The sequence below is a fragment of the Brevundimonas sp. UBA2416 genome (genome assembly GCF_002343105.1).
Taxonomy (GTDB): Bacteria; Pseudomonadota; Alphaproteobacteria; order Caulobacterales; family Caulobacteraceae; genus Brevundimonas.
Map to the genome: position 1 here is coordinate 23,262 of NZ_DDRM01000025.1, position 24,472 is coordinate 47,733.

Consider the following 24,472-nt stretch of genomic DNA (forward strand, 5'->3'; position numbering starts at 1 on the left):
TCGGCGGCGGCGCAGGTGCGCTGCACGGGACCCTCGCCGAAGTTCCGGGTCATGCCGCCGAAGGCGCGCTGGTAAATCTTGCCTTCCTCGGTGCGCGAGAAGGGCACGCCCCAGTGCTCGAGCTCGTAGACGGCCTTGGGCGCGTTGCGGACGAGGTATTCGATGGCGTCCTGGTCGCCCAGCCAGTCCGACCCCTTGACGGTGTCGTACATGTGCCATTGCCAGCTGTCCTCGCCCATGTTGCCGAGGCTGGCCGAGATGCCGCCCTGGGCCGCCACGGTGTGGGAGCGGGTCGGGAAGACCTTGGTGACGCAGGCGACCTTCAGCCCCTGCTGGGCCGCGCCGAGGGCAGCGCGAAGGCCCGAGCCGCCCGCGCCGACGACGACGACGTCATAGGCGTGATCGACGAATTCATATGCAGCCATCAGCCGTCAGATCCCGAAGCCGGCAGGCAGGGGCGCAGAGCCCAGGGCCAGCCGTACGATAAAGAATACGCCCGCCGCCGCGATCAGGACGCAGAGCAGGCCGATCAGGCCCAGCAGGGCGCCGCGCGAGCCGGGCTTGTGGATATAGTCATCGACGATGACCTTCAGCCCCATCTGCATGTGCCAGACGCTGACCAGGAGGGTCACGGCCAGCAGGACGGCGTTCACCGGCGACCGGAACCAGGCCAGGGCGCCGTCATAGCCGCCGCCGGACAGGGCGAACCCGCTCCACAGGCCCCACAGGGTCAACGGCACGAGGATCAGGGACGAGGCGCGTTCGGCGGTCCATTCCGCTGCGCCGTGGCGTTCGGAGACCTTGACGCCCTTTACGAAGGCCTTGGTGTAGCGGCTCACAGCGCGACCCTCCCCGAGCTGAACAGGAAGACCCAGAAGGCCAGGGCGATGACGACGCCTCCGATGATCGAGGCCCAGGACAGGGCGTCGGCGGCCTTGGGCGACAGGCCGTGTCCGGCGTCCCAGATCAGGTGGCGGACGCCGCCGGCCAGGTGCAGGCACAGGGCGACGGTCAGGCCGAACCAGATCAGCAGGCCCAGGGGCGACCCCATCCAGCCGGTGAAGGTCGCATAGGCGTCCGGTCCGAAGGCCACGGCCATCAGCCAGAGGAAGATCAGCACCGCTCCGGCGGACAGGGCCCCGCCGGTCATGCGGTTCAGGATCGAGGCGAACATGGTCACGTGCCAGCGCCAGATCTGCAGATGTGGCGACAGGGGACGGACGCGGCCGTTGGGCTGGACCACAAACCGGCCGGTCTGATCGTCAGACGGGTCGTTGGAGGCGTCGCCCGGCAGGGGGGAGGTCGACATATTGCGAATGGTTCTCAGAAACCTGAGCGAATTCAGCCGCTCGAAACCGGTGGACCGGGTTTAGTCAGCGTGGCGGCGGGGGTCAACGAAACGTGAGCAGGTGCGGCATCGGCGATCACGAATTCGCGGGTGGGGTGCACGGCCTTTGTCATCCGCGCCCGTTCACGGCAGTCTGGCCGCATGTCGGGTTTGATCGCCTTCGCCTTCGCCGGCCTGCTGATGCAGGAGCCCGCGCCGCATCCGTCCACCCAGGCCGCCTACCAGGCGCCGGTGATCCGTCCGTTCGAGCCGGGCCGGGATTTCGGCCGTGAACCGGCCCAGGGCGACGCCGACGGCGACCTGTACCGCCGTCCGCTGGAAACGCCGGTCGTGGTCGAGGCTTATGTCCGGTCCTATGAATATACGCCGAGCGACGTCGAGGCGGCCTATGAGCAGGGCGTGGCCTCCGCCGAGATCCGGGCCGATCAGGCCGCGGGGCGGATGGACGGCATCTGGCGGATTGTCGATGCGACCGGCCGGACGCTTTACGATCTGGTCCTGACCGATCCCGGCGTCGGTCCGGTCGAGGGCGGCTGGCGCGGTCCGGCGGGTTGGGGCGCGGCGATCTCGGACGGGACGACCCTGACGCTCGAGGGATCCGGCGCCATGACGCTGGAGCGGGCCGGGAACGGCTGGCGCGGCGTGCTGACAATCGACGGCGAACCCCGCGCCGTGAGCCTTATCCGCCCGAACTGAGCCGGATGCGCGACACCGCCGCCTGAAGCCCGTTGGCGCCGTAGGGCACGGCGGCGCCTCGCCCCCAGACCGGATCAGGCCACTGGCCGTCGTCGTGGCGGCGACCGACGACATGGACGTGCAGCTGGGCGGTGACATTACCGAGGGCGGCGACGTTCAGCTTCTGCACCGGCCGACCGGCGGCCTGACCCAGTTCGCGCACCAGTTCGCCGGCGCGGACGACCTCGTCCATCAGGGCGGCGCGCTCGGCGCCGGTCAGATCCTCGATCTCCTGCAGTCCGGCGCGGCGGGGGATCAGGATGAGCCACGGATAGCGGGCGTCGTCCTGCAGCCGCACCTGACACAGGGGCCAGTCGCAGGCGACCACGGAACCGGCTTCGAAGGCGGGGTCGGCTTTGAACGCAGCGGTCATGACCTTGGGTCGCGCGCCAGGGGCGGCAGGTCAAGCGGAGCTAACCGGTGATGGGTTCCCGCCTATGAACATCATAGAGAAAATCTATCAAACAAAGTCGTGTCCAATGATTGACTTTGTGCACTGCACAAGCCATTTCGCAGCTGCGGCGCTCCTCCCCGGGCGCAATCCCATTCAGACATCAGGAGAACCCGCCATGCTGGGCGTTGGACAAACACTGCCGGACTTCAAGATCATCGGCGTCAAGCCGGGCTTCAACAGCCACGAGGAGAACGGCGTCTCGGCGTTCGAGGCGATCACCAAGGACAGCTTCGAGGGCAAGTGGAAGGTGATCTTCTTCTATCCCAAGGACTTCACCTTCGTCTGCCCGACCGAGATCGCGGAATTCGCCTCGCTGGCGCGCGAGTTCAACGACCGCGACACCGTGGTGATGGGCGGCTCGACCGACAATGAGTTCGTGAAGCTGGCCTGGCGCCGCGACCACGCCGACCTGTCGAAACTGCCGATCTGGCAGTTCGCCGACAACGGCGGCAAATTCGCCCGCGACCTGGGCGTCCTCGACGAGGCCGAGGGCGTCGCCCTGCGCGCCACCTTCGTGGTCGACCCGCACAATGTCGTGCAGCACGTCTATGTCACCAATCTGAACGTGGGCCGCGCGCCGGCCGACACCCTGCGGGTCGTCGACGCCCTTCAAACCGACGAACTGTGCGCCTGCAACCGCCCGGTCGGCGGCGAGACGCTGGCGGCTTAAGCCGTCCGATCTACCTGAACCGGAACAGGCGGCGGCTGCGGCTGCCGCCTGTTTTGTATCCTGACCAAGTTTCGAGGACTCCCCATGTCGATTGACGCCCTCCGCGACCTGATGCCCGCCTACGCCAAGGACATCTCCCTGAACCTCGGCTCGCTCGCCTCGGAGACCGTGCTCAACGACCAGCAGAAATGGGGCTGTTTCCTCGCCTCGGCCCATGCGATCGGCGTCGCGCCGGTGGTCAAGGCGATCGAGGCCCAGGCGGCGACGGTCCTGTCCCCCGAGGCGATGAACGCGGCCAAGGCCGCGGCCGCCATCATGGGCATGAACAACATCTACTACCGCTCGCTGCACCTGATGAAGAACCACGAGTACACGACCATCCCCGCCCGCCTGCGGATGAACGTCCTGGCCAATCCGGGCGTCGACAAGATGGATTTCGAGCTGTGGTCGACGGCCGTCTCGGCCATCAACGGCTGCGGCGCCTGCCTGGACGCCCATGAAGGCGCGCTGCGCCAGCACGGCGTGCCGGCGACCCATGTGCAGACCGCCCTGCGGATTGGCGCGGTCGTTCACGCCGCCAGCCGGATCGCGGCGTCGGAAGCGGCGCTGGCCGGCTAGCCGACCGGCGCGGCCCAGTCCGTGCCCTTGAGGGCGGCGGCGTAGGTCCGGCTGACCGGGGCGGACGCACCGTCCGACAGGGTCAGGGCGCCCCGGCCGCCCTTCCAGCGCACGGCCTCGACGGCGGTCCGCGCCACCCACCAGGAGCGGTGGGTGCGAAAGCCGTCCATCCCCGACAAGGCCTCCAGTGCGTCGCCGAGCCGCATCAGCACCAGGGCCGACCCGGCCTCGGTGCGGACGCGCAGATAATGGTCCTCAGCCTCGACCGCGACCAGCCGGGCCCGCGCCAGACGCGGCGGCAGGCGGGTGCGGATGGCGGCGGGCGCCAGACCTTCGGGAACCGGACGGGGCGCATCCCGGCGGTTCAGCGCCTTTCGGGTCAGCCAGGCCAGAACCACCACCGCAACATTGATGGTCAGGACATCCGGCATGACCTGCAGGATGCGTTCGGCCGAGAGTCGCGCGCCAAGGAGGAGCACCGGCAGGAAGGAGATCCAGAGGGCGATAGCCGGGGTCATGGCCGTCAGCTGGGCGACGACAAACAGCCGCGGGCGGCCGGACAGGCGGCCGGCGACCAGCGGCTCGATGACGGCGGCGATGACGCCCCCGCCAACCATCGCCATCTGCCAGTAGAAATAGCGGAACGGCGGCGGCGTCTCCGCCGTGCCGAAGGGGGCCACCGCCGCCAGAAAGAGGCCGAACAGCACGAGGGCGGCCAGTTCCGCCGCCCCGGACCGGCCCAGCCTGAGGGCCCCGAACCGTCTGATCGCCTCGCCTGCCGTCACGCCCCGCTCCGTTCGCGAAGGGAGCCGTCCCGTTCGCGAAGGCGAGGCTGACACGCCCTCCCGGACCGGTTCAACCCATGCCGGCCCACAGGGGAGCCGGCGGCGTGACGAGAGTGATTGCGACAACAATGTTCGGCCTGATGGCCGTTCTGGCCCTCGGCGTCGCGCTGGTCAGCGCGCGCTATCTGCTGCCCGCGGTTCCGTTCCCGGCGCCGCCGATGGTGAGCCAGATCGCCGACTGGCCCATGGCGGTGCTGGCCCATGTGGGCGGCGGGGTGGTCGCCCTGGTCCTGGGATCTTTCCAGCTGGTCACCCGGCGCGGACCCCGGCGAATCTGGCACCGCTGGGCGGGGCGGACCTATGTTCTGGCGTGTCTGATCAGCGCGGTCGCCGGCTTCTGGCTGGCGCTGCATGCCTCGGCGGGTCCGGTGGCGACGGCCGGTTTCGGCGGACTGGCCGTCGCATGGTTCAGCGCCACCGTCATGGGCTGGCGCAAGGCCGTCACGGGCGAGTTCGCCCAGCATCGCCGCTGGATGATCCGCAGCCTGTCGCTGACCTTCGCGGCGGTGACGCTGAGGATCATGCTGCCGATGATCCCGTTGACCGGTCTGGAGTTCGACGTCGGCTATCGCGCGATCTCCTTCCTGTGCTGGGTTCCCAACCTGCTTCTGGTCGAGGCCTGGCTCAGGCTGTTCGGCTGGGAGGCCGGGCCCCAGCCCTCGCCGTATTCGATGAAGCGGCGCTGAAGACCGGCCTTCAGAAGTCAGGCCGGCGTGAAGGTCAGGGGCGCGCCCCAGAACTGGCTGACCAGATCAGACTGGGGGCCGGCCTTGCCGGTGGTCAGGAAGTCGCGACGGCCCGAGCCACCGAGGTCGTATTCGGGATGGCGCGCGAAATACCGGTCGAGGGCGTCGGCGACGGCCGTGGGCTGGTGGATCACCGGCGTTCCCGGCGGCAGGGCCGCTGCAAACAGGTCGGCGACGATCTCATAGTGGGTGCAGCCTAGGATGGCCTGGTCCGGATGTCGGCCGATGCGGCGGCGCAGGGCGTCGACGTGGTCATCGACCACCACCTTCAGCTCCTCGGCCGGGGCGCCGAGCTCGATGAGGCCCGCGAGGCCCGGGCAGGGCTCGGAGAAGACGGCCAGATCCTCGCGCCGCTTGTCGATCTCGATCTCATAGACGCGGCTCATGGCCGTGGCGGCGGTGCAGAAGACGCCGGTGACGTCGATGGCCTCGATCTTGTCGCCGTGGCGCTCGGCCTCATAGTCCCAGGGCATGCCGGTGGCGGCCTCGATGGTCGGAACGATGATGCCCAGAACATTGACGGGACGGCCGTGACGCGCGCGCGCCTCGGGCACCCAGCTCTGCTGCAGACGACGAAGAGCGATGGCCGAGGCGGTGTTGCAGGCCAGGACGATGACATTGGCCCCGGCCTCGAACAGCCGCTCGCAGCCCGCGCGGGTCAGGTCGACGATTTCCTCGCCGCCGCGCCCGCCATAGGGGGCGTTGGCCTGGTCGGCCAGATAGACGAAGTCCCGGTCAGGGAACCGTCGTGTCAGTTCGCGGTGGACCGTCAGGCCGCCCACGCCGGAGTCAAATACGCCAATCGCCATGCCGCGGCCTTTAGACGGATTTGGGTTCGGGAGAAACGGTCCGTCTACTCAGCAGCCTTCAGGGGGGCGGGTTCCGTCCGGTCGCCCGGCAGGACACTGAGCCCTGTGCGACCGTTCCTCGCGGGCCATCTTCTTTTCCGCGAGGTGGTCCAGCATTTCCTCGGCTTGGTCTCTCAGATCGTCCCGCGCGACCTCAGCGATCAACGCCATGATCATCTGGACGGCCACCTCAACAGGCATATCCGCCAAGTCCAGCGCCTCAGCCTGTTGCATCGCCTGCGCCTCCGCCTCAGCCAAAAGCGCGGCTCCGGAAACCGCCGGGCGTTGGGCGCGGGCGCGGGCCCAATCGCCGAGCGGGCGCGGCAGAGCCGGCTGGACGCCCTGGGTCGGCCGGGACGGAGCGATTCGGTCGGGTGATCGCTGGCTCGGGGGTTCCTGGGCCAGGAGGGGAGCCGCCGGAGCGGACATGACCAGCGCTGCGAACAGGAAAGTGCGGTAACGGGACATCGTTCGGTCTCCAGGCTGCGACGGCACCCTCCCATATCTTACGCCGCGTTCATGTGACCGTCATCCAGGATGCGCGTAGGGTAGCCGGAAGGTTCATGAACCACGGAGAATACCCATGCACAGACGCCAGCTTCTCGTCGCCGGGGGCAGCTTGTTCGCCCTTTCGGCCTGCGCCGCCAACGGCATGTCCCTGGGCGGCGGAACCTCCGCCGCGACCCTGGCCTCCGACGCCGCCGCCGCCCGCGCTGTCCTGCCGGTGCAGACGCCGCGCGCCGAGCTGCTGCAGGTCTGGACCGGTCCGTACGAGGGGGTGCCGCCCTGGGACCGGGTGACCGCCGACAAGCTGAAGACGGCCATCCTCGAGGGCATCGAGCTGCAGCGCGCCGAATATGCCGCCATCGCCGACAATCCCGAACCGCCGACCTTCGCCAACACCCTGGTGGCCAGCCAGATGGCCGGCGAACCCCTGGGGCGGGCGCTGGCGATGTTCGGCGTCATGACCGGCAATATCGGCTCGCCCGACTATCAGGCGGTGCAGCGCGAGGTGGCGCCGATCCTGACCCAGGCCGGCAATGAGATCACCTTCAACGAACGCCTGTTCCAGCGCGTCAAGACGGTCGCCGACAACGCAGCCGCCCATGGCCTGAGCGCCGAACAGACCCGTCTGGCCGAGCGCAGCCGTGACGCCTTCGTGCGCAACGGGGCCGCCTTGGACGCGGCCGGCAAGGCCGAACTGGGCCGGATCAACACCGCCCTGTCCAACGCCTTCACCAGCTTCGGCCAGAAGGTCGTGGCCGACGAGAACGCCTGGACCGTGATCCCGACCGAAGCCGGCGTCGCCGGCCTGCCGGCCTCGAACAAGGCCGCCGCCGCCGCCGCCGCGCGGTCGCGCAACGTCGAGGGGTGGGCCATCGTCAACACGCGCTCGAGCGTCGACCCCTTCCTGAGCTTCGGCGATGACCGCGCTATGCGCGAGGTTGTCTGGCGCAAATTCGTCAACCGCGGCGACAATGGCGACGCCAACGACACCAATGCGACCATCGCCGAGATCGTCCGCCTGCGCGACCAGCGGGCCAAGCTGCTGGGCTTCGCCAACCACGCCGAATGGCGGATGCAGGACACGATGGCCAAGACCCCGGCCGCGGCCATGGGCCTGATGAACCGGGTCTGGGCGCCGGCCAAGGCGCGGGTCATCGAGGAGGTCGCCGACATGCGGGCGATCGCCGGTCACGAGATCGAGCCGTGGGATTATCTCTATTATGCGGAGAAGGTCCGGAAGCAGAAGTACGACCTCGATCAGAACGAGCTGAAGCCGTATTTCGAGCTCAACAACGTCAAGCGCGGCGCCTTCTACATGGCCGGGCGGCTGTACGGATTCGACTTCACCCCGGTGCCGGCCGGCAGCGTCCCGGGCTTCCATCCGGACGTCGAGGTGTTCGAGGTCACCAACAAGGCCGACGGCAGCCATGTCGGCCTGTTCTATTCCGACGACTTCTCGCGCGCGGGCAAGCGGTCGGGGGCCTGGGCCACGACCTATCGTTCCTATTCGACCTATGACGGCGTCAAGAATGTGCTGTCGTCGAACAACAACAACTTCACCAAGGCCGAGGGCGGCCAGCCGATCCTGATCTCGCTGGACGACGCCCAGACCCTGTTCCACGAGTTCGGCCACGCCCTGCACTCGCTGTCAGCGGCCTATACCTATCCGGCCCTGGGCGGCACGCCGCGCGACTATGTGGAGTATCCGTCGCAGGTGCATGAGCACTGGGTGCTGAGCCGGCCGATCCTCGACGGCTATATGAAGCATGTGGAGACCGGCCAGCCGATGCCGCAGTCGCTGGTCGACAAGATCGAGGCGTCCGGCACCTTCAACCAGGGCTATGACACCGTCAGCTATCTGTCCTCGGCCCTGGTCGACATGGACCTGCACACCCAGGCGACGCCGCCGACCGACATCGACGCCTTCGAGCGCGAGAGCCTGGCGCGGTACGGCATGCCGAAGGAGATCGTGATGCGGCACCGCCTGCCGCAGTTCAATCACCTGTTCACCTCGGACGCCTATTCCGCCGGCTACTATTCCTACCTCTGGTCGGAGGTCATGGACGCCGACACCTGGGCCTATTTCGAGGAGTCGGGCGACGTCTTCAATCCCGACATCGCGGCCCGCTACAAGGCCATCATCCTGGCCGAGGGCAACACCACCGACCGCGCCGAGGCCTATCGCCGCTTCCGCGGCCGCGACCCGGATGTGACGGCTCTGCTGAAGGTTCGGGGCTTCCCGACGTCCTGACGGGGTCCATGACGCTCGCCGAGCGGCGGCTCGTTGGCGACAACAACAACGGGGCCGGCGGAGCGATCCGCCGGCCCTTTTGCTTGTCAGAGAATAATCGGCAGGCGGCTGAGCGCGTAGTCGACCTGGACTGCGCCGGGCAGCTGACGGACGGCCTCATCGCGGAAGGCCGTGCGGCAGAAGGCGCGGTCGTTGATGCGGCTGCCAGGCCGTTTGACGCCCCGGCACATCCGGGAGGCGGCGGCGGCGACACGGGCGTCGAAAGCGTCCGCCCCGGCGGCGCTCGAAAGATCGAGATCGCCCCATTGTACGCGGGCCTCCCCGGCGGAGGCGGCGCTGGCTGCGAGGCTGACAGACAGGGCGGCGACGAGAGAAGCGAGGGTTTTCATGGCGATCTCCTGCGGAGGTCTGCGTCGCTCGTGGCGGCGACGGCGTTCAGATGCGCCCGCCCCGTTTCAGCCGCGTGAGCGTTCCGAGGCGAAATCGCGACGCAGGATGAATTCGCGGAAAGCTGAACGGTGATCAGGCTGAACCTGTCCCCTGCCTTGTCTTCGCCCCCCTTTTCCGCCATAAGCCGCCGCTTCCGACGCAAGTGAACCTCGCGTCTCCACCATCACGACCCCGGTTCCGACCGGACGAGGATGGCGAGAACCCTCCGCCGACGTGATCGTCGCCGGAGGCCATTTCGCTATGGAGACCGTCTCACCCGTTGGATGTGGTGGCCCGCAGGGCTGACGAGGTTTGTATGTTCGAGGCTCTGAACGAGCGGCTGACAGGCGTCTTCGACCGGATCACCGGGCGCGGCGCCCTGTCCGAAAAGGACGTCACCGAGGCGATGCGCGAAGTCCGTGTGGCGCTGCTCGAGGCCGACGTCGCCCTGCCCGTCGTCAAGGACTTCATCGCCTTCGCCACCGAGCGCGCCACCGGCGAGGACGTCATCCGTTCGGTCAAGCCGGCCGATCAGGTGGTCAAGATCGTCTATGACGGCCTGGTCGAGATGCTGGGCGGCGAAGAGCCGACTCCGATCAATCTGAACGCCACGCCGCCCGCGGTCATCCTGATGGCCGGCCTGCAGGGCTCCGGCAAGACGACGACCTCTGCCAAGCTGGCGCTCCGGCTGACCAAGTTCGACCGCAAGAAGGTCATGATGGCCTCGCTGGACACGCGTCGTCCCGCGGCCATGGAGCAGCTGCAGACCCTCGGCAAACAGATCGAGGTCGCGGTCCTGCCGATCGTGGCCGGCGAGTCGCCGATCCAGATCACCCGACGCGCGCTGCAGTCCGCGAAACTCCAGGGCTTCGACGTCCTGATCCTCGACACCGCCGGCCGGATCACCCTCGACGAGGCCCTGATGGCCGAGGTGGCCGAGGTCGCGTCGGTCGCCAAACCCGTCGAGACCCTGCTGGTCGCCGACAGCCTGACCGGTCAGGACGCGGTGCGCACCGCCAAGGCCTTCCACGACCGTCTGCCGCTGACCGGCCTCGTTCTGACCCGCGCCGACGGCGACGGGCGCGGCGGGGCCATGCTGTCGATGCGCGCCGTCACCGGCCTGCCGATCAAATACATCGGCGCGGGCGAGAAGGTCGATGCGCTGGAAGTGTTCGACGCCCGCCGCGTCGCCGGCCGCATCCTGGGTCAGGGCGACATCGTCGCCCTGGTCGAGAAGGCGTCGCAGGAGCTGGACCAGTCGAAGGCCGAGGCCATGGCCCGCAAACTGGCCAAGGGCCAGTTCGACCTGAACGACCTCGCCGGCCAGCTGCAGCAGATGAAGAAGATGGGCGGTCTTCAGGGCATCATGGGCATGCTGCCCGGCGTGGCCAAGATGAAGGCCCAGATGGCCGACAGCGGCGTCGACGACCGGATGATCGCGCGCCAGGAAGCCATCATCTCCTCGATGACCAAGGCCGAGCGCAAGAAGCCCGACCTGCTCAACGCCAGCCGCAAGAAGCGCGTCGCCGCCGGCGCCGGCGTCGAGGTCCAGGACATCAACCGCCTGCTCAAACAGCACCGCCAGATGGCCGACATGGTCAAGTCCATGTCGAAAGGCGGCGGCAAGGGCCTGAAACAGATGGCCGCCATGATGGGCGGCCTCGGCGGCGGCATGGGCGGCGGCCCCGACATGGCCCGCCTCAAGGCGATGGGGGGCGGCCGCATGCCCGAGCCCAGCGCCGAAGACATGAAAGCCCTTCAGGACCGGCTTGCCGGCCTGGGCGGCGGACAACTTCCGGGGGGCCTTCCGGGTCTTCCGGGCTTCCCTCCCAAGAAATAATCCGACTTAAAGAAAGAGACTGAAAATGCTGAAGATTCGTCTGGCCCGCGGCGGCGCCAAGAAGCGCCCCTACTATTACATCGTCGTCGCCGACAGCCATTCGCCCCGCGATGGCAAATTCATCGAGCGCGTCGGCACCTACAACCCGATGCTTCCGCGCGACGGCGAGCAGAAGCGCGTCACCCTGAAGACCGACCGGATCGCCGAATGGCTCGGCAAGGGCGCCCAGCCCACCGACCGCGTCGCGCGCTTCCTGAGCCAGGACGAAGCCCTGGCCGGCAAGGTCAAGTGGACCCAGTCGAACAACCCGAAGAAGGCCGAGCCGGGCAAGAAGGCCCAGGAACGCGCCGCCGAGCGCGCCCAGCGCGAAGCCGACCGCGCCGAGGCCGAAGCCGCCGCCAAGATCGAGGCCGCTGAAGCCGCCGTCCGCGCCAAGGAAGAAGCCAAGGCCGCCGCTGAAGCCGCCAAGAACGCGCCGGCGCCCGAGCCCGAAGCCGCCGCTGAAGAAGCCCCGGCCGAGGCTGCTGCTGAAGAGGCTCCGGCCGCTGAAGCGGAAGCTGTGACGGAAGAGGCTCCGGCCGAAGCCGCCGCCGAGGAAGCCCCGGCTGCCGAAGCGACCGAAGAAGAAAAGACCGAGGCCTAAGGGTTTCGGGTTCCGCTCCGGCGGGACGCAGACGATCGGAAAGCAGCGTCCGGACCACCGGGCGCTGCTTTTCATTTATTGGGTGCGCCTACCGCGCTTCGCGCTACTTGAGGCGCGGGATCAGAACGAGGCGGCGATGAACGACACCAAACTCATCCTCGTCGGCCAGGTCGCCGGCGGGTTCGGGGTCAAGGGCGAGGTGCGGGTGACCGCCTATACCGCCGAGCCGAAGACCCTGCTGTCGTATGGCGTCCTGCTGCGGGCCGACGGTTCGACCGGCCTGACCCTGACCACGGGCCGGGCGGAGAAGTCCGCCGTCGTCGGCCGGGCGAAGGAGATCGCCACCAAGGAGGACGCCGACGCCCTGCGCGGGCTGAAGCTCTACATCCCGCGCGACAAGCTGCCCGAGCCGGACGAGGACGAATTCTACCTGACCGATCTGGTCGGGCTGGAGGCCCGCGATCCCGAAGGGCTGGTCCTCGGCACGGTGAAGTCCGTGCAGAATTTCGGCGCCGACGACATCCTCGAGATCGCCCCGGCCGCCGGCGGACCGACCTGGTTTCTGCCATTCACGAAAGACGCCGTGCCCGATCTGCACATCACCGACGGCTGGCTGCTGGCAGTGAGGCCGAACGAGATCGGCGAGCGCGAGCCCGACTGAGCGTCAGTCGGTGGTGTCGTCTACCGGCGCGTCAGGCCCGTTCTTCTTGATCGAGTCGATGGCGTTCTTCGCCGAGGCCTTGGACGAATAGCCCTCGGTCGAGAACATCACTTCCGAATTGTATTTGAAGCGGACGCGGAACTCGCCCGCCTTGTCCTTGTAGATTTCGAACTTGTGGGACATGCGACCTCTCCTGTCAGGGGAACGGCCAAGCTGGCACAGGCGTACCGGCGGTCAACCACGGAAACGTCCCTTTTCCGGAAAGACGGCGGTTCGCCGGGCGCCGGAGGCCCTCACCCCTCCTCGTCGGCCGCCATGCCCATCATGTGGAAGCCGGCGTCGACGTGGATGACCTCGCCCGTGGTCGAGAAGCCGAGATCCGAGCATAGCCACAGGGCGGCGCCGGCGACGCCCTCCATGGAGGTGTCCTCCTTCATCGCGGACATGGCCCGGCCCTGGCTGATCATGCCGCGGCCGCCCGAGATGCCGGCCAGGGACAGGGTGCGCATGGCCCCGGCCGAGATGGCGTTGACGCGGATGCCGCGGGGACCCAGATCGCGGGCGATATAGCGGGTCGCCGCTTCCAGACCGGCCTTGGCCACGCCCATGGTGTTGTAGTTGGGGATGGCCCGCTCGGACCCGAGGTAGGTCATGGTGATCATCGACCCGCCGTTGGGCATCAGTTTCGACGCCCGTTTGGCCACGTCGACGAAGCTGAACACCGAGATGTTCATGGCCAGCAGGAAGCTGTCGCGGGTGGTGTTGTCGACGAAGGAACCCTGCAGCTCGTTCTTGTTGGCGAAGGCTACGGAGTGGACGACGAAATCGATCGTGCCGAAGGCCTTTTCCAGCTCGGCGAAGGCCCGGTCCATGGAGGCGTCGTCGGTGACGTCGGCCTGGATCAGCAGTTTGGCGCCCACGCTCTCGGCCAGCGGCCGCACCCGGCGCTCCAGCCCCTCGCCCATATAGGTGAAGGCCAGTTCGGCGCCCTGGGCCGCCAGCTGGGAGGCGATGCCCCAGGCGATGGAGTTCGAATTGGCGACCCCCATGATCAGGCCCTTCTTGCCCTTCATCAGGTCGCCGGTTGGCATGTTCCAGCCGCTCTCGCTCGCCATAGGTCGTCTCCGTGTTCGTTCTTGTTGGCCTGGCGCTCGCGACGCCGTCGCTCACTGCTTGAGGCCGTCCCCGGAGGGTTAGCAGCGCCCGGCTTTGGGGGGAAGCGTCAGCCCGCCTGTGCCTCGCGCCGCCGGGTCAGCCGGTCCAGCAGGGGCGTCGCGGTGACCCCGTGGACGAGGATCGAGACGAGGATGATGAAGCCGACCACGGCCCAGATCCGCTCGCTGTCACCGAACTCGCCGTGGTTGATGCCATAGGCGAGATAATAGACCGACCCCACGCCGCGGATGCCCAGGAAGGCCAGAAGCAGGCGCTCGCGCCATGGCTGGCCCGAGCCGGTCATGGCCAGCAGGCCGGCGACAGGCCGCACCACGAAGACCACCGCCAGGCCGATCAGGGCGTCGGTCCAGGTCAGGCTGGACAGAAGGCCGTTGGCGAGCGCGCCGCCGAACAGCACCAGCAACAGCATCATCAGCAGGCGTTCGATCTGGTCGGAGAAGTCGTGCATCTCCTGATGAAAGTCGTGGTCGCGTTCCGAGGCGCGGATGGTCACGGCGCAGACGAAGACGGCGAGGAAGCCGTAGCCGTGGATCAGCTCGGCCGCCGCATAGGCGATCAGGGTGGCGGCCAGGGCGATCAGTCCATCGCCGAATTTCGACAGGCTACGGCGGCGACGGAACAGCAGGTGACCGAAAACCTTGCCGATCAGCCAGCCGGCGGCCAGTCCGGCCAGCAGCTTCCAGCCGACCTTGATCGTGAACCAGTCGGACAGGCCCGCCTGGGTCGCCAGCCCTCCGGCGGCGGCGAGGATGGCGAGGTGGACGAAGGGAAAGGCGAGGGCGTCGTTCAGGCCCGCCTCGGAAGTCAGGCCGAAGCGGACCTCGTCCTCGTTGCCGGATTTCGGCGGGCCGACCTGGACATCGGCGGCCAGGACGGGATCCGTCGGCGCCATACAGGCGCCGAACAACAGGGCGAGCGCCAGGCTGAAGCCGAGGCCGGCCCAGCCCAGCCAGGCGACCGCCGCGATGGTCAGGGGCATGGCGACGATCAGCAGTCGCCAGGTCGTCGCCCAGCTGCGCCAGCCCGGCGGCCGGTCCAGCTTCAGCCCCGCGCCCATCAGGCTGATTATGACCACCAGCTCGGTCAGCCGTTCGGTGGCCGTGTCCCAGGTCCGCGGGTCGGGATTGAAGGACAGCAGGCCGGTGCTGAACACCAGAACGCCCACGGCCACACACAGGATGGCGAGGGTCAGCGGCAACCGCCTCAGACCTACCGGCGCCCAGGACACCAGCAGGACGACGGCGCCGAGGCCGAGCAGGAACAGGATGTAGGGGTCGGGGGTCAGGTCAGGCTCCGGCCGCGTGGGGGCCGACTATAGCGCACCGGCGCCGTCCCGGTTGCCCTCAGACCTTCGACAGGATCAGCGTCCCGTTGGTGCCGCCGAACCCGAAGGAGTTGGACATGACGTGCTTCAGCTCGCCGTCGTGGCGTTTGCGCAGGATCGGCATGCCCTCGAACTCGGGATCGAGGTTTTCGATGTGGGCGCTTTCGGCGGCGAAACCGTGCTTCATCATCAGCAGGCAGTAGATCGCCTCCTGCGCCCCGGCCGCGCCGAGGGAATGGCCCGTCAGCGACTTGGTCGAGGAGATCATCGGCATATCGTCACCGAAGACATTGCGGACCGCCCCCATCTCCTTGGAGTCGCCTACCGGCGTCGAGGTGCCGTGCGGGTTGAGGTAGTCGATCTTCGGATTGCCGGCCATTTCCAGCGCGATCTTCATGCAGCGCTCGGCACCCTCGCCCGAGGGGGCGACCATGTCATAGCCGTCGGAATTGGCGCCGTAGCCGGTGACCTCGGCATAGATGGTCGCGCCGCGGGCCACGGCCCGCTCATACTCTTCCAGCACCACGATGCCGGCGCCGCCGGCGATGACGAAGCCGTCGCGGTCCTTGTCATAGGCCCGGGAGGCGACGGACGGCGTCTCGTTGAAGTTCGACGACATGGCGCCCATGGCGTCGAACATGTTGGACATCGACCAGTCGATGTCCTCGCAGCCGCCGGCGAAGACCACGTCCTGCTTGCCCCAGGCGATCTGTTCGGCGGCCGCGCCAATGCAGTGGGCGCTGGTCGCGCAGGCCGAGGAGATCGAATAGTTGATTCCCTTGAGCTGGAACCAGGTGGCCAGCACCGCCGACGGCCCCGAGGCCATGGCCTTGGGCACGGCGAACGGCCCGATGCGCTTGGGCGAGTTCTTCTCGACCGTGGTGGCGGCGGCCTGGAGGATGACCTGGGTCGAGGGGCCGCCCTCGCCGACGATCAGGCCGATGCGTTCGGACTGGATTTCCTCGGCGGTCAGGCCGGAATCCTTCAGCGCCTCCTCGAAGGCGATGTGGCCCCAGGCGGTGCCGTTGGCGAGGAAGCGGGCGGCGCGGCGGTCAACGTGCGGGGCCCAGTCCTCGGCCGTCACGCCCAGCGCCGGCGGGGCCCAGACCTGGGAGCGGAAGCCGTATTTCGTGTGGTCCGGCGCCGCGACGACGCCTGACCGGGCCTCGCGCAAGGAGGCGGAAACCTCATCCTGGCCTGTGCCGATGGAGGAGACGATGCCCAGACCGGTGACGACGACACGCCGCATGGTGGTTTCCTTCTACATTCCGAATTCGCCGCGTTGGCCGCGGTCTGAAGCTGACGATGGAATCAGGCGTTGACCGGATCGGTCGCCCCGAACAGGCCGACGCGCATGTCGGTCGCCGTATAGATGGGGACGCCGTCGGCTTCGAGAACCCCGTCGGCGATGCCCATGACCAGCCGGCGGTTGATGACCCGTTTCAGGTCGATCTTGTAGACGACCTTCTTGATGTCCGGCGTGACCTGGCCTGTGAATTTGACCTCGCCGACGCCAAGGGCCCGACCCTTTCCGGGGCCGCCGATCCAGCCGAGGTAGAAGCCGACCAGCTGCCACATGGCGTCCAGGCCCAGACAGCCGGGCATGACGGGGTCGCCGATGAAGTGGCACTGGAAGAACCAGAGGTCCGGATGGATATCGAGTTCGGCCTCGATATAGCCCTTGCCGTGGGCGCCGCCGTCCGCGTTGATGGTGATGATCCGGTCCAGCATCAGCATGGGCGGAGCCGGCAGGCGGGCGTTGCCATTGCCGAACAGCTCGCCCCGGCCCGAGGCCAGAAGGGCCTCGTAGTCGAACGACGACGGATATTGCGACTGGCTCAAGGGCGCTCTCCAGCGGGTGTTGCAGCCGGGGTACACGACGGGAACCGGCGGCTCAACATTTTAGCGGTTGAACCGGATGGCTCCGGCTAGCGACCGCGTCCCGCCGGTCGGGCAGCGCTGCACAGGGCCCGTTCCTGGGCGCCGAAGACATCGCCCTGGCGCACGAAGCCGCGCATCCGGCGCACCCTCACCTCGCACCAACCGTCTTTGCAGTCTTCCATGGCCACGAGGGCGCGGGGCGTCAGACGGGCCCGCAGGGCGGCGGTCTCCGAGGGGCCCGAGCGGATCGGAATCTCGGTATCCGAGGCGTTGAAGACGCTGCGGCGACTGGACACCACGCTGCGGTGGACCCAGGCGACGCCGCCTTCGGGATCGCAAATCTTGCGCCATTCCGTCGTCTCGGCGACCACCTGCACGGGCAGGCCCGAGGCCCGGTATTCCCAGAGGATCCGGTAGTCGAGACCGGGCCCGAACCGCGCCCGCACCTCATCGGATTTCAGCGACAGCCAACGCGGCACGGGCTGGCCGCTGGGGGTCGGCCGGCCGTCGGGCATGGCCTGGCCCGCCCCTGCCAGAATGGCGGCGGCGAGGACGCCGGAAAGGACGACCAGTCGTTGGATGCGGGAGCGAGCCTTGCCAGACACGGGATGCGCCAATAAGCCGAAGCGATTGAAACCGAAGGCCGCCAATGTCCGCGCCCAGACTTAAGGTCGTGTTAACCAGACGGCTGCCCGACGCGGTCGAGACGCGCATGCGCGAACTGTTCGACGCCGAGCTGAACCTGACCGACAGGCCGATGGACCGCGCCGCGCTGGAGGCGGCGGTGCAGCGCGCCGATGTGCTGGTCCCGACCATCACCGACACCATAGACGCCGCCCTGATCGCGGCGGCGGGCGAGCAGCTGAAGATGATCGCCAATTTCGGCGCGGGCGTCGATCACATCGACATCGACGCGGCCGTGGGGCGCGGTCTGATCGTGACCAATACGCCGGGCGTCCTGACCGAGGACACGGCCGACCTGGCCATGGCGTTGATCCTGGCGGTCAGCCGCCGCATCGTCGAGGGCGCCCAGGTGGTGGCGGAGGGCCGGTTCGAAGGCTGGACCCCGACCTGGATGACCGGGCGAAAACTGTGGGGCAAGCGGCTGGGCATTGTGGGCATGGGCCGGATCGGACAGGCCCTTGCCCGGCGCGCGAAGGCGTTCGGAATGCAGGTCCACTATCACAACCGCAAACCCGTCCCGGCCATGATCGCCGAGGAGCTGGGCGCCACCTGGTGGGACGATCTGGACCAGATGCTGGCCCGGATGGACCTGATCTCGCTGAACTGTCCCGCGACGAAGGAGACGCACCACCTGTTGTCGGCCGAACGTCTGGCCCGGCTTCAGCCGCACGCCATCCTGATCAACACCGCCCGCGGCGAACTGATTGACGAGGCGGCGCTGTCCGACGCCGTGGCGCGCCGGGCGATCGCCGGGGTCGGGCTGGACGTCTATGAGCATGAGCCGGCGATTCACCCCGGTCTGCTGGGCCATGCCCATGTTGTGCTGCTGCCCCATCTGGGCTCGGCGACGCTGGAGGCGCGGCAGGACATGGGCGATCGCGTGATCACCAATATCCAGACCTTCCACAACGGCCACCGGCCACCGGACCGGGTCATCCCGGCGATGCTCTGAATCCTTGCGCTTGACGCCAGATCAAACCTTGGGTTGGTAGGCGGGTAGTAGCGTTCGGGGGCGTATCATGACGGGCAGGAATTCCGCAGCGGCGCGGTGGGCGCTGTCGCGCCGGGGTCTGCTGGCGGGAGCCGGCGGTCTCGGGATTGCGGCGGCGGCGGGACCCGTGGCGGCGCGTCAGATCACGCCCCACGCCCTGGCGGACTTCTACGCCAAGGACGGCGTCAAGGGCGTGGCCTTGTCGCCGTCGGGCGAGCGGATCGCCATCATCCGCGAGATCCATCAGGGCAGGGCCAGGCTCTCGGTTCTCGACGTGCTGGACGCCGCCAATCCGTCCGCCCCGCCCAAACGCGCGCCGTTGGGTGATGTCGACTGCGAGTCGATGGCATGGGCGAGCGATGAACGTCTGCTGGTTCGTATCGCCCTCGGCGGGCGGACCATCACGGAGCGGACCTCGGCCCGGTCTCTGGGTTCGACCACCGCCGAGGCCGTGATTTCCCGGCGGATGGTGTCGATCAATCCCGACACCGGCGGCGCCGTGGTCCTGTTCGACAATGAGCCGCAGCGGATGCGGACCATGCGCAACCTCGGCTCCGTCGTCGACCTGCTGCACGACGACCCCGAACATGTGCTGATGATGGCCCCGACCCAGGCGCGGCGCATCAACGCCCTGTACAAGGTCAATGTCATGACCGGCCGGGCCGAGGAGTTCGAGCGCGGGGATTTCGACACCGTCGGCTGGGAGACCCGGAACGGCGTGCCGGTGCTGCGCTACGACATCAACGCCGCCGGAAACACCCTCGAGATCATGGCCCGGGCTCCCGGCGAGCGTCAGTGGCGCTTCGTCCGCCGGATGCGGATCGCCGATGTTCTCGACTTCGAATATGTCGCGCCGACCGAACAGGGCGACGTGATCCTCGTTTCAGCCCGGCAGGAGGGCGAGGACGTCCAGTCCATCCGCGAGTTCAATCTCAGGACGGGCGTCTATGGCGCACCTGTCGCCTCGCGGCCCCGTTCCGACGTCTCGGGCGGCCTGACCGACGATCGCGGCGTCTACCTGGGCGCCGCCTACTGGAACGACCGGCTGGAGTATGATTTCGCCGTGCCGGAGCTGGCTCCGCACCACCGGGCCATGAACCGGTTTTTCGACAATAGCTGCAACGTGCGGCTCATCGATATCGACCGGACGCACAACCGCTTCCTGTCCTATGTCAGCGGACCGAATGAGCCCGGCGCCTGGTATCTGTATGACCGGGCCGCCCGCAGCTTCGTCAACCTGACCCCGCGCACAGCCCTGCAGACCGAACGGCTGGGCCGGACCGAGGCGCTGGACGTGACCACCCGCGACGGCGCCGCCATCCGCGCCTATCTGACGGCGCCAACCGGAGGGGCGCCGGGTCCCCTGATCGTCCTGCCGCATGGCGGGCCCGAGCTTCGCGACGTCATGAACTGGGACCGGACCGTCCAAGCCCTGGCGACCGAGGGCTGGTGGGTGCTGCAGCCCAATTTCCGCGGTTCCGGCGGCTATGGCCTGGCCTTCGCCAGCGAGGGCTGGGGGCGTTGGGGCGACCGGATGCAGGAGGACGTCGAGGACGCCGTCGATCACGCGATCAGGACCCGCGGGCTGGACGCCGGCAAGGTCGGCATCATGGGCAGCAGCTATGGCGGATATGCCGCCCTGATGGGGGCCGTGCGGCGTCCGGACCTGTACAAGGCCGCCATCTCGATCTGCGGCGACAGCGACCTGCCCGAACTGCTGGCCAATGAGAAGCGGGGCGACAATTCGCCGGAGAATATCGCCTATCGCTTCTGGTCCACGCGGATCGGCGACCCCGAGGAAGACGCGGCGGCCCTGGCGCTCGCCTCGCCCCGCCGGAGGGCCTCGGAAATCGCCTGCCCGGTCATGCTGGTGCACGGCGTGGACGACCCCGTCGTTCCGGTCTTCCAGTCGCGTCGCATGAAGGAGGCGCTGGAACGGGCCGGGAAGTCCGTCGATTACGTCGAGATCCGCGGCGCCGGCCATGCCGACTGGGAAGACGGCGTCGAGCTGGACCTGATGACCCAGTATATCGAGCTGTTCCGGCGGGTCTTCGCCTAGACCGGGGCGCAGACCGGACAGTCGGGGTCGGCGGCGACCGCGACCGTCCGGGCGGCGCCCGCCAGGCCGTCGTAGATCAGCAGCCGGCCCGCAAGGGGCTGGCCGGCGCCGGTGATGAGCTTGATCGCCTCGAGGGCGGCCATCGACCCGACCACGCCCGCCAGCGCCCCGATCACGCCGACGCGGGCGCAGGTTTCGGCCTCCGGCGGCGCGGCGGGCACAAGGCAGCGGTAGCAGGGCCGGCCGGTGAAGACGCCGACCTGACCGCTCCACCGGCCCAGGGCGCCCGAGACCAGCGGGGTGCGCGCCGCGACGCAGGCGACATTGACGACGAACCGGGTCGCGAAATCGTCGGTTCCGTCGATGACGACGTCGCAGCCCTCGATCAGGCGCGCGGCGTTCGCATCGCTCAGCCGTTCGGCGACGGGCTCGATGCGCACATGGGGGTTGAGCGCGGTCAGCGTTGCGGCCCCGGCCTCGACCTTGGGGCGGCCGATGTCAGCGGTATCGAAGGCGATCTGGCGCTGGAGATTGGACAGGGCGACCGCATCGTCGTCGATCAGGCGCAGGGCGCCGATCCCGGCCGCGGCCAGATAGAGGGCCGCCGGAGCGCCGACGCCGCCGAGCCCGATCAGGCCCACGCGCGCGGCCTTGAGCCGCTGCTGCCCGGGTCCGCCGACCTCGGCGAGCACCAGATGGCGGGCGTAGCGCTCGATTTCATCGTCTGAAAAGGTCACAGCCCCAGTTAGGGCGTGCGCGGCGCAAGGTCCACGCCGTCAGGCGGCCTTGCGGATATCCAGCAGGACTTCGGCCTCATTGGCGGACAGGCGGGAGATGCAGGGCAGGCCGATCCGCTCGAGCAGGGCGGCGGGATCAGCGCTCAGGCTGATCGGCTCCTGCAGACGGCGTTCCTGGATGGGCATGTCAGACAGGATTCGCAGGCCCGTGTGGCGCGGATCGGCGATGATCCGGCGCATCAACCGGTCCAGATCGGTGCGCTGGCCTTCCAGCGCCTGGAGGATATGCCCCTGATGAAACATCAGGCAGGCGCACACGCGGTCGCGCCGGTTGTTGCGGTCCGAAACGCCCAGAATCTGGGCGACCGACAGGGTCGAGGCCCCGGTCGCGCCAACGGCTTCGCTGGCGTATATCACGCGATGAAGCACGACGCTTCCCTCATATGTCGAATTGTGGGGTACAGTCGGGCAATGTAACGGGTTACATTGGTCATATTGTGGCTGGGCGCGGTCGTTGTAATTCTGTCGCTTTCCGCTTGCCGCGCCGCATTTCGGTCGCCATCTGAAACGGATGATGAACGCGAACCCGAACTTCCCGGACTGGCACGGCACCACCATACTGGCGGTGCGCAAGAACGGTCGAACCGTCATCGCCGGCGACGGCCAGGTCTCGATGGGGCCAACTATCGTCAAGGGCGCCGCGCGCAAGGTGCGGGTGCTGGCCGGCGGCAGGGTGCTGGCGGGTTTCGCCGGCGCGACGGCCGACGCCTTCACCCTGATCGAACGTCTGGAAGCCAAGCTGGAACAGTATCCGGACCAGCTGGCGCGCGCCTGCGTCGACCTGGCGAAGGACTGGCGTACAGACCGTTATCTGCGCCGGCTCGAGGCCATGCTGCTGGTCGCGGACAGGAGCTCGATCTTCACGGTCACCGGCGTCGGCGATGTTCTGGAGCCGGAACATGGCGTGGCCGCGGTCGGCTCGGGCGGCAATTTCGCCCTCTCGGCCGCCCGCGCCCTGATCGAGCACACCGACATGGACGCCGAAACCATCGCCCGCCGGGCCATGGAGATCGCGGCGGAGATCTGCGTCTACACCAACGGCAACTTGACGGTTGAGACGCTGGGGTAGGCTGGCTGTAGCAATTCATGCCCTGTCGCTGGCTGGTTCATCACGAAGATCACGAAGGATGCACGAAGGACACGAAGGGACCGAGCCACTACCTGCCGACACCGAGCGTGTCGGTAGTGTCGTCGTTGACGCCGCGCTGAAAGTGCATCGCCTTTTGGGACCGGGCTTGCTGGAGTCGGTCTATGAAGCCTGTCTCGCGGAAGAGCTCCGAGGACGGGGACTTCGGATAGAGCGGCAGGTTGGCGTGCCTGTCGCCTTCGGCGACATTCGTCTGGATGTCGGCCTGCGGCTCGACCTTCTGGTCGATGATCTCGTCGTGGTCGAGATCAAGGCGATCGACGCATTGGCGTCGATCCATACGGCCCAGGTTGCGACTTATCTTCGCTTTTCAGGTCGGCGGCTCGGTTACCTGATCAACTTCAACACCACACTGCTCAAGAACGGGCTTCAGCGGATCGTGCGTTGACCTTCGTGATCTTCGTGCCCCCTTCGTGATCTTCGTGATGAACCAGCCCCTCTCGCCAACTTCCCTTCGCCCACCCATCTGAGCTCCATGACCGACCTTTCCCCCCGCGAAATCGTCTCCGAACTCGATCGCTTCATCGTCGGCCAGGACGACGCCAAGCGCGCCGTGGCCGTGGCCTTGCGCAATCGCTGGCGCCGCAAGCGCGTGCCGGATGACCTGCGCGACGAGGTGACGCCCAAGAACATCCTGATGATCGGCCCTACCGGCGTCGGCAAGACCGAGATCGCCCGGCGGCTGGCCAAACTGGCCGGCTCTCCGTTTCTGAAGATCGAGGCGACCAAATTCACCGAGGTCGGCTATGTCGGCCGCGACGTGGACTCCATCATGCGCGACCTGGTCGAGGCGGCGCTGGTCATGGTGCGCGACAAGCGGCGGTCCGGGGTCAAGGCGAAGGCCGAGGCCGCGGCCGAGGAGCGGATCCTCGACGCCCTGGTCGGCCCCGGCTCCCAGCCTGCGACCCGCGACAGCTTCCGCAGGAAGCTGCGGGCCGGCGAGCTGGACGACAAGGAGATCGAGCTTCAGCTCGCCGACACAGCCTCGCCCATGCAGGGGCTGGACATCCCCGGCGGGGGCAATGTCGGCATGATCAATCTGTCGGAAATGCTGGGCAAGCTGGGCGGCGGGCGGACGAAGACCGCCAAGCTGACGGTGCGCGACGCGGCGGCGGCGCTGATCAACGAAGAGAGCGACAAGCTGCTGGATCAGGAAAGCCTGACCACCGAGGCGCTGTTGCTGGCCGAGAACGAGGGCATCGTCTTTATCGACGAGATCGACAAGGTGGCGGGTCGGTCCGACCGGTCGGGCGGCGACGTCAGCCGCGAGGGCGTGCAGCGCGACCTGCTACCCCTGATCGAGGGGACGACCGTCTCGACCAAATACGGGCCGGTGAAGTCGGACCATGTGCTGTTCATCGCCTCGGGCGCCTTTCATGTCGCCAAGCCCTCGGATCTGCTGCCCGAGCTGCAGGGCCGGCTGCCGATCCGGGTCGAGCTGAAAGCCCTGACCCGCGACGACTTCGTGCGCATCCTGACCGAGCCGGAGGCCAATCTGATCCGTCAGAACCAGGCCCTGCTGGCGACCGAGGACGTGACCCTGACCTTTACCCCGGACGCGGTCGAGGCCCTGGCCGACGCCGCCGTGGCGGCCAATGGCGCGGTCGAGAACATCGGCGCGCGGCGGCTGGTGACGGTGATCGAACGGGTGCTGGAGGAAACCAGTTTCAAGGCCTCCGACCTCTCGGGGCAGACGGTCGCCTTCGACGGGGACCGGGTGCGCGATCTGGTCGCCGAATTGGCGCGCGACGCGGACCTGAGCCGTTTCATCCTCTAGACGGGCAACCGTTCAGGCGGTTCATTCGTACCTTCGGGCCA

General features: G+C 67.9%; 29 protein-coding genes. 14 read left to right on the forward strand and 15 right to left on the reverse strand.

Annotation, left to right across the window (positions count from 1 at the left end; all coding sequences use genetic code 11):
* From B3E43_RS08665 to sdhC, 3 genes are all read right to left on the reverse strand, one after another.
* Positions 1 to 425: FAD-dependent oxidoreductase (locus B3E43_RS08665; protein ID WP_292028494.1), on the reverse strand; the 425-nt coding region annotated here is incomplete at its 3' end.
* 6 nt (positions 426 to 431) lie between these two features.
* Positions 432 to 839 (reverse strand): succinate dehydrogenase, hydrophobic membrane anchor protein, encoded by a 408-nt coding sequence (gene sdhD, locus B3E43_RS08670; RefSeq protein ID WP_292028496.1) that lies wholly within the window; start codon positions 837 to 839, stop codon positions 432 to 434.
* Entirely contained in the window at positions 836 to 1,309 is a 474-nt protein-coding gene (sdhC, locus tag B3E43_RS08675; protein WP_292028498.1) for a succinate dehydrogenase, cytochrome b556 subunit, read from the reverse strand. Before sdhC ends, sdhD begins: the two co-directional genes overlap by 4 nt.
* A 180-nt stretch (positions 1,310 to 1,489) precedes the next feature.
* Between sdhC and B3E43_RS08680 the strand changes: the two genes are divergently transcribed.
* On the forward strand, positions 1,490 to 2,044 hold the full coding sequence (locus B3E43_RS08680; protein ID WP_292028500.1) for a hypothetical protein: 555 nt from the start codon (positions 1,490 to 1,492) through the stop codon (positions 2,042 to 2,044).
* On the opposite strand, the gene B3E43_RS08685 is transcribed toward B3E43_RS08680, so the two are convergent.
* A complete protein-coding gene (locus B3E43_RS08685) occupies positions 2,028 to 2,456 on the reverse strand; it encodes an HIT domain-containing protein (RefSeq protein ID WP_292028502.1) in 429 nt (142 codons plus the stop codon). The genes B3E43_RS08680 and B3E43_RS08685 overlap by 17 nt on opposite strands.
* A gap of 196 nt (positions 2,457 to 2,652) precedes the next feature.
* Here B3E43_RS08685 and B3E43_RS08690 point away from each other — a divergent pair, with 196 nt between their 5' ends.
* A complete protein-coding gene (locus tag B3E43_RS08690) occupies positions 2,653 to 3,207 on the forward strand; it encodes a peroxiredoxin (RefSeq protein WP_292028504.1) in 555 nt (184 codons plus the stop codon).
* Between the two features lie 84 nt (positions 3,208 to 3,291).
* Complete coding sequence (locus tag B3E43_RS08695; RefSeq protein WP_292028506.1) at positions 3,292 to 3,825, forward strand: carboxymuconolactone decarboxylase family protein; 534 nt, start codon at positions 3,292 to 3,294, stop codon at positions 3,823 to 3,825.
* Here the strand turns inward: B3E43_RS08695 and B3E43_RS08700 are convergent.
* Positions 3,822 to 4,610 (reverse strand): LytTR family DNA-binding domain-containing protein, encoded by a 789-nt coding sequence (locus tag B3E43_RS08700; RefSeq protein WP_292028507.1) that lies wholly within the window; start codon positions 4,608 to 4,610, stop codon positions 3,822 to 3,824. The genes B3E43_RS08695 and B3E43_RS08700 overlap by 4 nt on opposite strands.
* A gap of 104 nt (positions 4,611 to 4,714) precedes the next feature.
* Between B3E43_RS08700 and B3E43_RS08705 the strand changes: the two genes are divergently transcribed.
* Positions 4,715 to 5,356, forward strand: coding sequence for a DUF2306 domain-containing protein (locus B3E43_RS08705; RefSeq protein ID WP_292028509.1), 642 nt, complete (start codon positions 4,715 to 4,717; stop codon positions 5,354 to 5,356).
* A gap of 17 nt (positions 5,357 to 5,373) precedes the next feature.
* Here B3E43_RS08705 and B3E43_RS08710 read toward each other — a convergent pair whose 3' ends face one another.
* Positions 5,374 to 6,225, reverse strand: a complete 852-nt coding sequence (locus tag B3E43_RS08710; RefSeq protein ID WP_292028512.1) for a glutamate racemase — start codon at positions 6,223 to 6,225, stop codon at positions 5,374 to 5,376.
* 105 nt (positions 6,226 to 6,330) lie between these two features.
* Here B3E43_RS08710 and B3E43_RS08715 point away from each other — a divergent pair, with 105 nt between their 5' ends.
* Positions 6,331 to 6,642, forward strand: a complete 312-nt coding sequence (locus B3E43_RS08715; RefSeq protein ID WP_292028514.1) for a hypothetical protein — start codon at positions 6,331 to 6,333, stop codon at positions 6,640 to 6,642.
* A 205-nt stretch (positions 6,643 to 6,847) separates the two neighbouring features.
* On the forward strand, positions 6,848 to 9,022 hold the full coding sequence (locus B3E43_RS08720; RefSeq protein ID WP_292028517.1) for a M3 family metallopeptidase: 2,175 nt from the start codon (positions 6,848 to 6,850) through the stop codon (positions 9,020 to 9,022).
* A gap of 86 nt (positions 9,023 to 9,108) precedes the next feature.
* Here B3E43_RS08720 and B3E43_RS08725 read toward each other — a convergent pair whose 3' ends face one another.
* Positions 9,109 to 9,411, reverse strand: a complete 303-nt coding sequence (locus tag B3E43_RS08725; RefSeq protein WP_292028519.1) for a UrcA family protein — start codon at positions 9,409 to 9,411, stop codon at positions 9,109 to 9,111.
* A gap of 356 nt (positions 9,412 to 9,767) precedes the next feature.
* Between B3E43_RS08725 and ffh the strand changes: the two genes are divergently transcribed.
* The 3 genes from ffh to rimM all read left to right on the forward strand — a co-directional run bounded on the left by ffh (position 9,768) and on the right by rimM (position 12,595).
* Positions 9,768 to 11,291 carry a signal recognition particle protein gene (gene ffh, locus B3E43_RS08730; RefSeq protein WP_292028520.1) on the forward strand — a complete coding sequence of 508 codons (1,524 nt, stop codon included), beginning with the start codon at positions 9,768 to 9,770 and terminating at the stop codon, positions 11,289 to 11,291.
* A 25-nt stretch (positions 11,292 to 11,316) separates the two neighbouring features.
* The gene (gene rpsP / locus B3E43_RS08735) at positions 11,317 to 11,934 is read left to right on the forward strand and encodes a 30S ribosomal protein S16 (protein ID WP_292028522.1); all 618 of its coding nucleotides are present in this window, start codon (positions 11,317 to 11,319) and stop codon (positions 11,932 to 11,934) included.
* 136 nt (positions 11,935 to 12,070) lie between these two features.
* Entirely contained in the window at positions 12,071 to 12,595 is a 525-nt protein-coding gene (rimM, locus tag B3E43_RS08740; protein ID WP_292028523.1) for a ribosome maturation factor RimM, read from the forward strand.
* A gap of 3 nt (positions 12,596 to 12,598) precedes the next feature.
* Here rimM and B3E43_RS08745 read toward each other — a convergent pair whose 3' ends face one another.
* The 6 genes from B3E43_RS08745 to B3E43_RS08770 form a co-directional block, all read right to left on the reverse strand.
* Positions 12,599 to 12,778 carry a YegP family protein gene (locus B3E43_RS08745; RefSeq protein WP_292028526.1) on the reverse strand — a complete coding sequence of 60 codons (180 nt, stop codon included), beginning with the start codon at positions 12,776 to 12,778 and terminating at the stop codon, positions 12,599 to 12,601.
* 110 nt (positions 12,779 to 12,888) lie between these two features.
* Positions 12,889 to 13,686, reverse strand: a complete 798-nt coding sequence (locus B3E43_RS08750) for an enoyl-ACP reductase FabI (RefSeq protein ID WP_292028586.1) — start codon at positions 13,684 to 13,686, stop codon at positions 12,889 to 12,891.
* 131 nt (positions 13,687 to 13,817) lie between these two features.
* Complete coding sequence (locus tag B3E43_RS08755) at positions 13,818 to 14,999, reverse strand: cation:proton antiporter (protein WP_414631347.1); 1,182 nt, start codon at positions 14,997 to 14,999, stop codon at positions 13,818 to 13,820.
* A 115-nt stretch (positions 15,000 to 15,114) separates the two neighbouring features.
* Positions 15,115 to 16,344: a beta-ketoacyl-ACP synthase I gene (gene fabB / locus B3E43_RS08760; protein ID WP_292028528.1), complete on the reverse strand. Its 1,230-nt coding sequence runs from the start codon at positions 16,342 to 16,344 to the stop codon at positions 15,115 to 15,117.
* A 62-nt stretch (positions 16,345 to 16,406) separates the two neighbouring features.
* Positions 16,407 to 16,937 (reverse strand): 3-hydroxyacyl-[acyl-carrier-protein] dehydratase FabA, encoded by a 531-nt coding sequence (gene fabA / locus B3E43_RS08765; protein ID WP_292028529.1) that lies wholly within the window; start codon positions 16,935 to 16,937, stop codon positions 16,407 to 16,409.
* Positions 16,938 to 17,023: 86 nt separating this feature from the next.
* Positions 17,024 to 17,581 carry an SH3 domain-containing protein gene (locus B3E43_RS08770; RefSeq protein WP_292028531.1) on the reverse strand — a complete coding sequence of 186 codons (558 nt, stop codon included), beginning with the start codon at positions 17,579 to 17,581 and terminating at the stop codon, positions 17,024 to 17,026.
* 44 nt (positions 17,582 to 17,625) lie between these two features.
* On the opposite strand from B3E43_RS08770, the gene B3E43_RS08775 reads away from it, so the two are divergent.
* A complete protein-coding gene (locus tag B3E43_RS08775; protein WP_292028533.1) occupies positions 17,626 to 18,612 on the forward strand; it encodes a 2-hydroxyacid dehydrogenase in 987 nt (328 codons plus the stop codon).
* 67 nt (positions 18,613 to 18,679) lie between these two features.
* Positions 18,680 to 20,710 carry an alpha/beta hydrolase family protein gene (locus B3E43_RS08780; RefSeq protein ID WP_292028535.1) on the forward strand — a complete coding sequence of 677 codons (2,031 nt, stop codon included), beginning with the start codon at positions 18,680 to 18,682 and terminating at the stop codon, positions 20,708 to 20,710.
* On the opposite strand, the gene B3E43_RS08785 is transcribed toward B3E43_RS08780, so the two are convergent.
* Both B3E43_RS08785 and B3E43_RS08790 read right to left on the reverse strand, forming a co-directional pair.
* Positions 20,707 to 21,447: a HesA/MoeB/ThiF family protein gene (locus tag B3E43_RS08785; protein WP_292028538.1), complete on the reverse strand. Its 741-nt coding sequence runs from the start codon at positions 21,445 to 21,447 to the stop codon at positions 20,707 to 20,709. The two genes, B3E43_RS08780 and B3E43_RS08785, sit on opposite strands and share 4 nt — an antisense overlap.
* A gap of 39 nt (positions 21,448 to 21,486) precedes the next feature.
* Complete coding sequence (locus B3E43_RS08790) at positions 21,487 to 21,876, reverse strand: BLUF domain-containing protein (RefSeq protein WP_292028540.1); 390 nt, start codon at positions 21,874 to 21,876, stop codon at positions 21,487 to 21,489.
* Between the two features lie 142 nt (positions 21,877 to 22,018).
* Here B3E43_RS08790 and hslV point away from each other — a divergent pair, with 142 nt between their 5' ends.
* The 3 genes from hslV to hslU all read left to right on the forward strand — a co-directional run bounded on the left by hslV (position 22,019) and on the right by hslU (position 24,431).
* On the forward strand, positions 22,019 to 22,576 hold the full coding sequence (gene hslV, locus B3E43_RS08795; protein WP_292028542.1) for an ATP-dependent protease subunit HslV: 558 nt from the start codon (positions 22,019 to 22,021) through the stop codon (positions 22,574 to 22,576).
* A 58-nt stretch (positions 22,577 to 22,634) separates the two neighbouring features.
* Complete coding sequence (locus B3E43_RS08800) at positions 22,635 to 23,042, forward strand: GxxExxY protein (RefSeq protein WP_292028544.1); 408 nt, start codon at positions 22,635 to 22,637, stop codon at positions 23,040 to 23,042.
* A gap of 87 nt (positions 23,043 to 23,129) precedes the next feature.
* Complete coding sequence (hslU, locus tag B3E43_RS08805; RefSeq protein WP_292028547.1) at positions 23,130 to 24,431, forward strand: ATP-dependent protease ATPase subunit HslU; 1,302 nt, start codon at positions 23,130 to 23,132, stop codon at positions 24,429 to 24,431.
* Positions 24,432 to 24,472 lie beyond the last annotated feature (41 nt).

Bases quoted from the DNA above. Each gene is read 5' to 3' on its own strand.
- sdhC (WP_292028498.1), bottom strand. From the start codon at position 1,309: ATGTCGACCTCCCCCCTGCCGGGCGACGCCTCCAACGACCCGTCTGAC.
- B3E43_RS08680 (WP_292028500.1), top strand. From the start codon at position 1,490: ATGTCGGGTTTGATCGCCTTCGCCTTCGCCGGCCTGCTGATGCAGGAG.
- B3E43_RS08685 (WP_292028502.1), bottom strand. From the start codon at position 2,456: ATGACCGCTGCGTTCAAAGCCGACCCCGCCTTCGAAGCCGGTTCCGTG.
- B3E43_RS08690 (WP_292028504.1), top strand. From the start codon at position 2,653: ATGCTGGGCGTTGGACAAACACTGCCGGACTTCAAGATCATCGGCGTC.
- B3E43_RS08695 (WP_292028506.1), top strand. From the start codon at position 3,292: ATGTCGATTGACGCCCTCCGCGACCTGATGCCCGCCTACGCCAAGGAC.
- B3E43_RS08710 (WP_292028512.1), bottom strand. From the start codon at position 6,225: ATGGCGATTGGCGTATTTGACTCCGGCGTGGGCGGCCTGACGGTCCAC.
- B3E43_RS08720 (WP_292028517.1), top strand. From the start codon at position 6,848: ATGCACAGACGCCAGCTTCTCGTCGCCGGGGGCAGCTTGTTCGCCCTT.
- B3E43_RS08725 (WP_292028519.1), bottom strand. From the start codon at position 9,411: ATGAAAACCCTCGCTTCTCTCGTCGCCGCCCTGTCTGTCAGCCTCGCA.
- ffh (WP_292028520.1), top strand. From the start codon at position 9,768: ATGTTCGAGGCTCTGAACGAGCGGCTGACAGGCGTCTTCGACCGGATC.
- rpsP (WP_292028522.1), top strand. From the start codon at position 11,317: ATGCTGAAGATTCGTCTGGCCCGCGGCGGCGCCAAGAAGCGCCCCTAC.
- rimM (WP_292028523.1), top strand. From the start codon at position 12,071: ATGAACGACACCAAACTCATCCTCGTCGGCCAGGTCGCCGGCGGGTTC.
- B3E43_RS08745 (WP_292028526.1), bottom strand. From the start codon at position 12,778: ATGTCCCACAAGTTCGAAATCTACAAGGACAAGGCGGGCGAGTTCCGC.
- B3E43_RS08750 (WP_292028586.1), bottom strand. From the start codon at position 13,686: ATGCCAACCGGCGACCTGATGAAGGGCAAGAAGGGCCTGATCATGGGG.
- fabB (WP_292028528.1), bottom strand. From the start codon at position 16,344: ATGCGGCGTGTCGTCGTCACCGGTCTGGGCATCGTCTCCTCCATCGGC.
- B3E43_RS08775 (WP_292028533.1), top strand. From the start codon at position 17,626: ATGTCCGCGCCCAGACTTAAGGTCGTGTTAACCAGACGGCTGCCCGAC.
- B3E43_RS08780 (WP_292028535.1), top strand. From the start codon at position 18,680: ATGACGGGCAGGAATTCCGCAGCGGCGCGGTGGGCGCTGTCGCGCCGG.
- hslV (WP_292028542.1), top strand. From the start codon at position 22,019: ATGATGAACGCGAACCCGAACTTCCCGGACTGGCACGGCACCACCATA.
- B3E43_RS08800 (WP_292028544.1), top strand. From the start codon at position 22,635: ATGCACGAAGGACACGAAGGGACCGAGCCACTACCTGCCGACACCGAG.
- hslU (WP_292028547.1), top strand. From the start codon at position 23,130: ATGACCGACCTTTCCCCCCGCGAAATCGTCTCCGAACTCGATCGCTTC.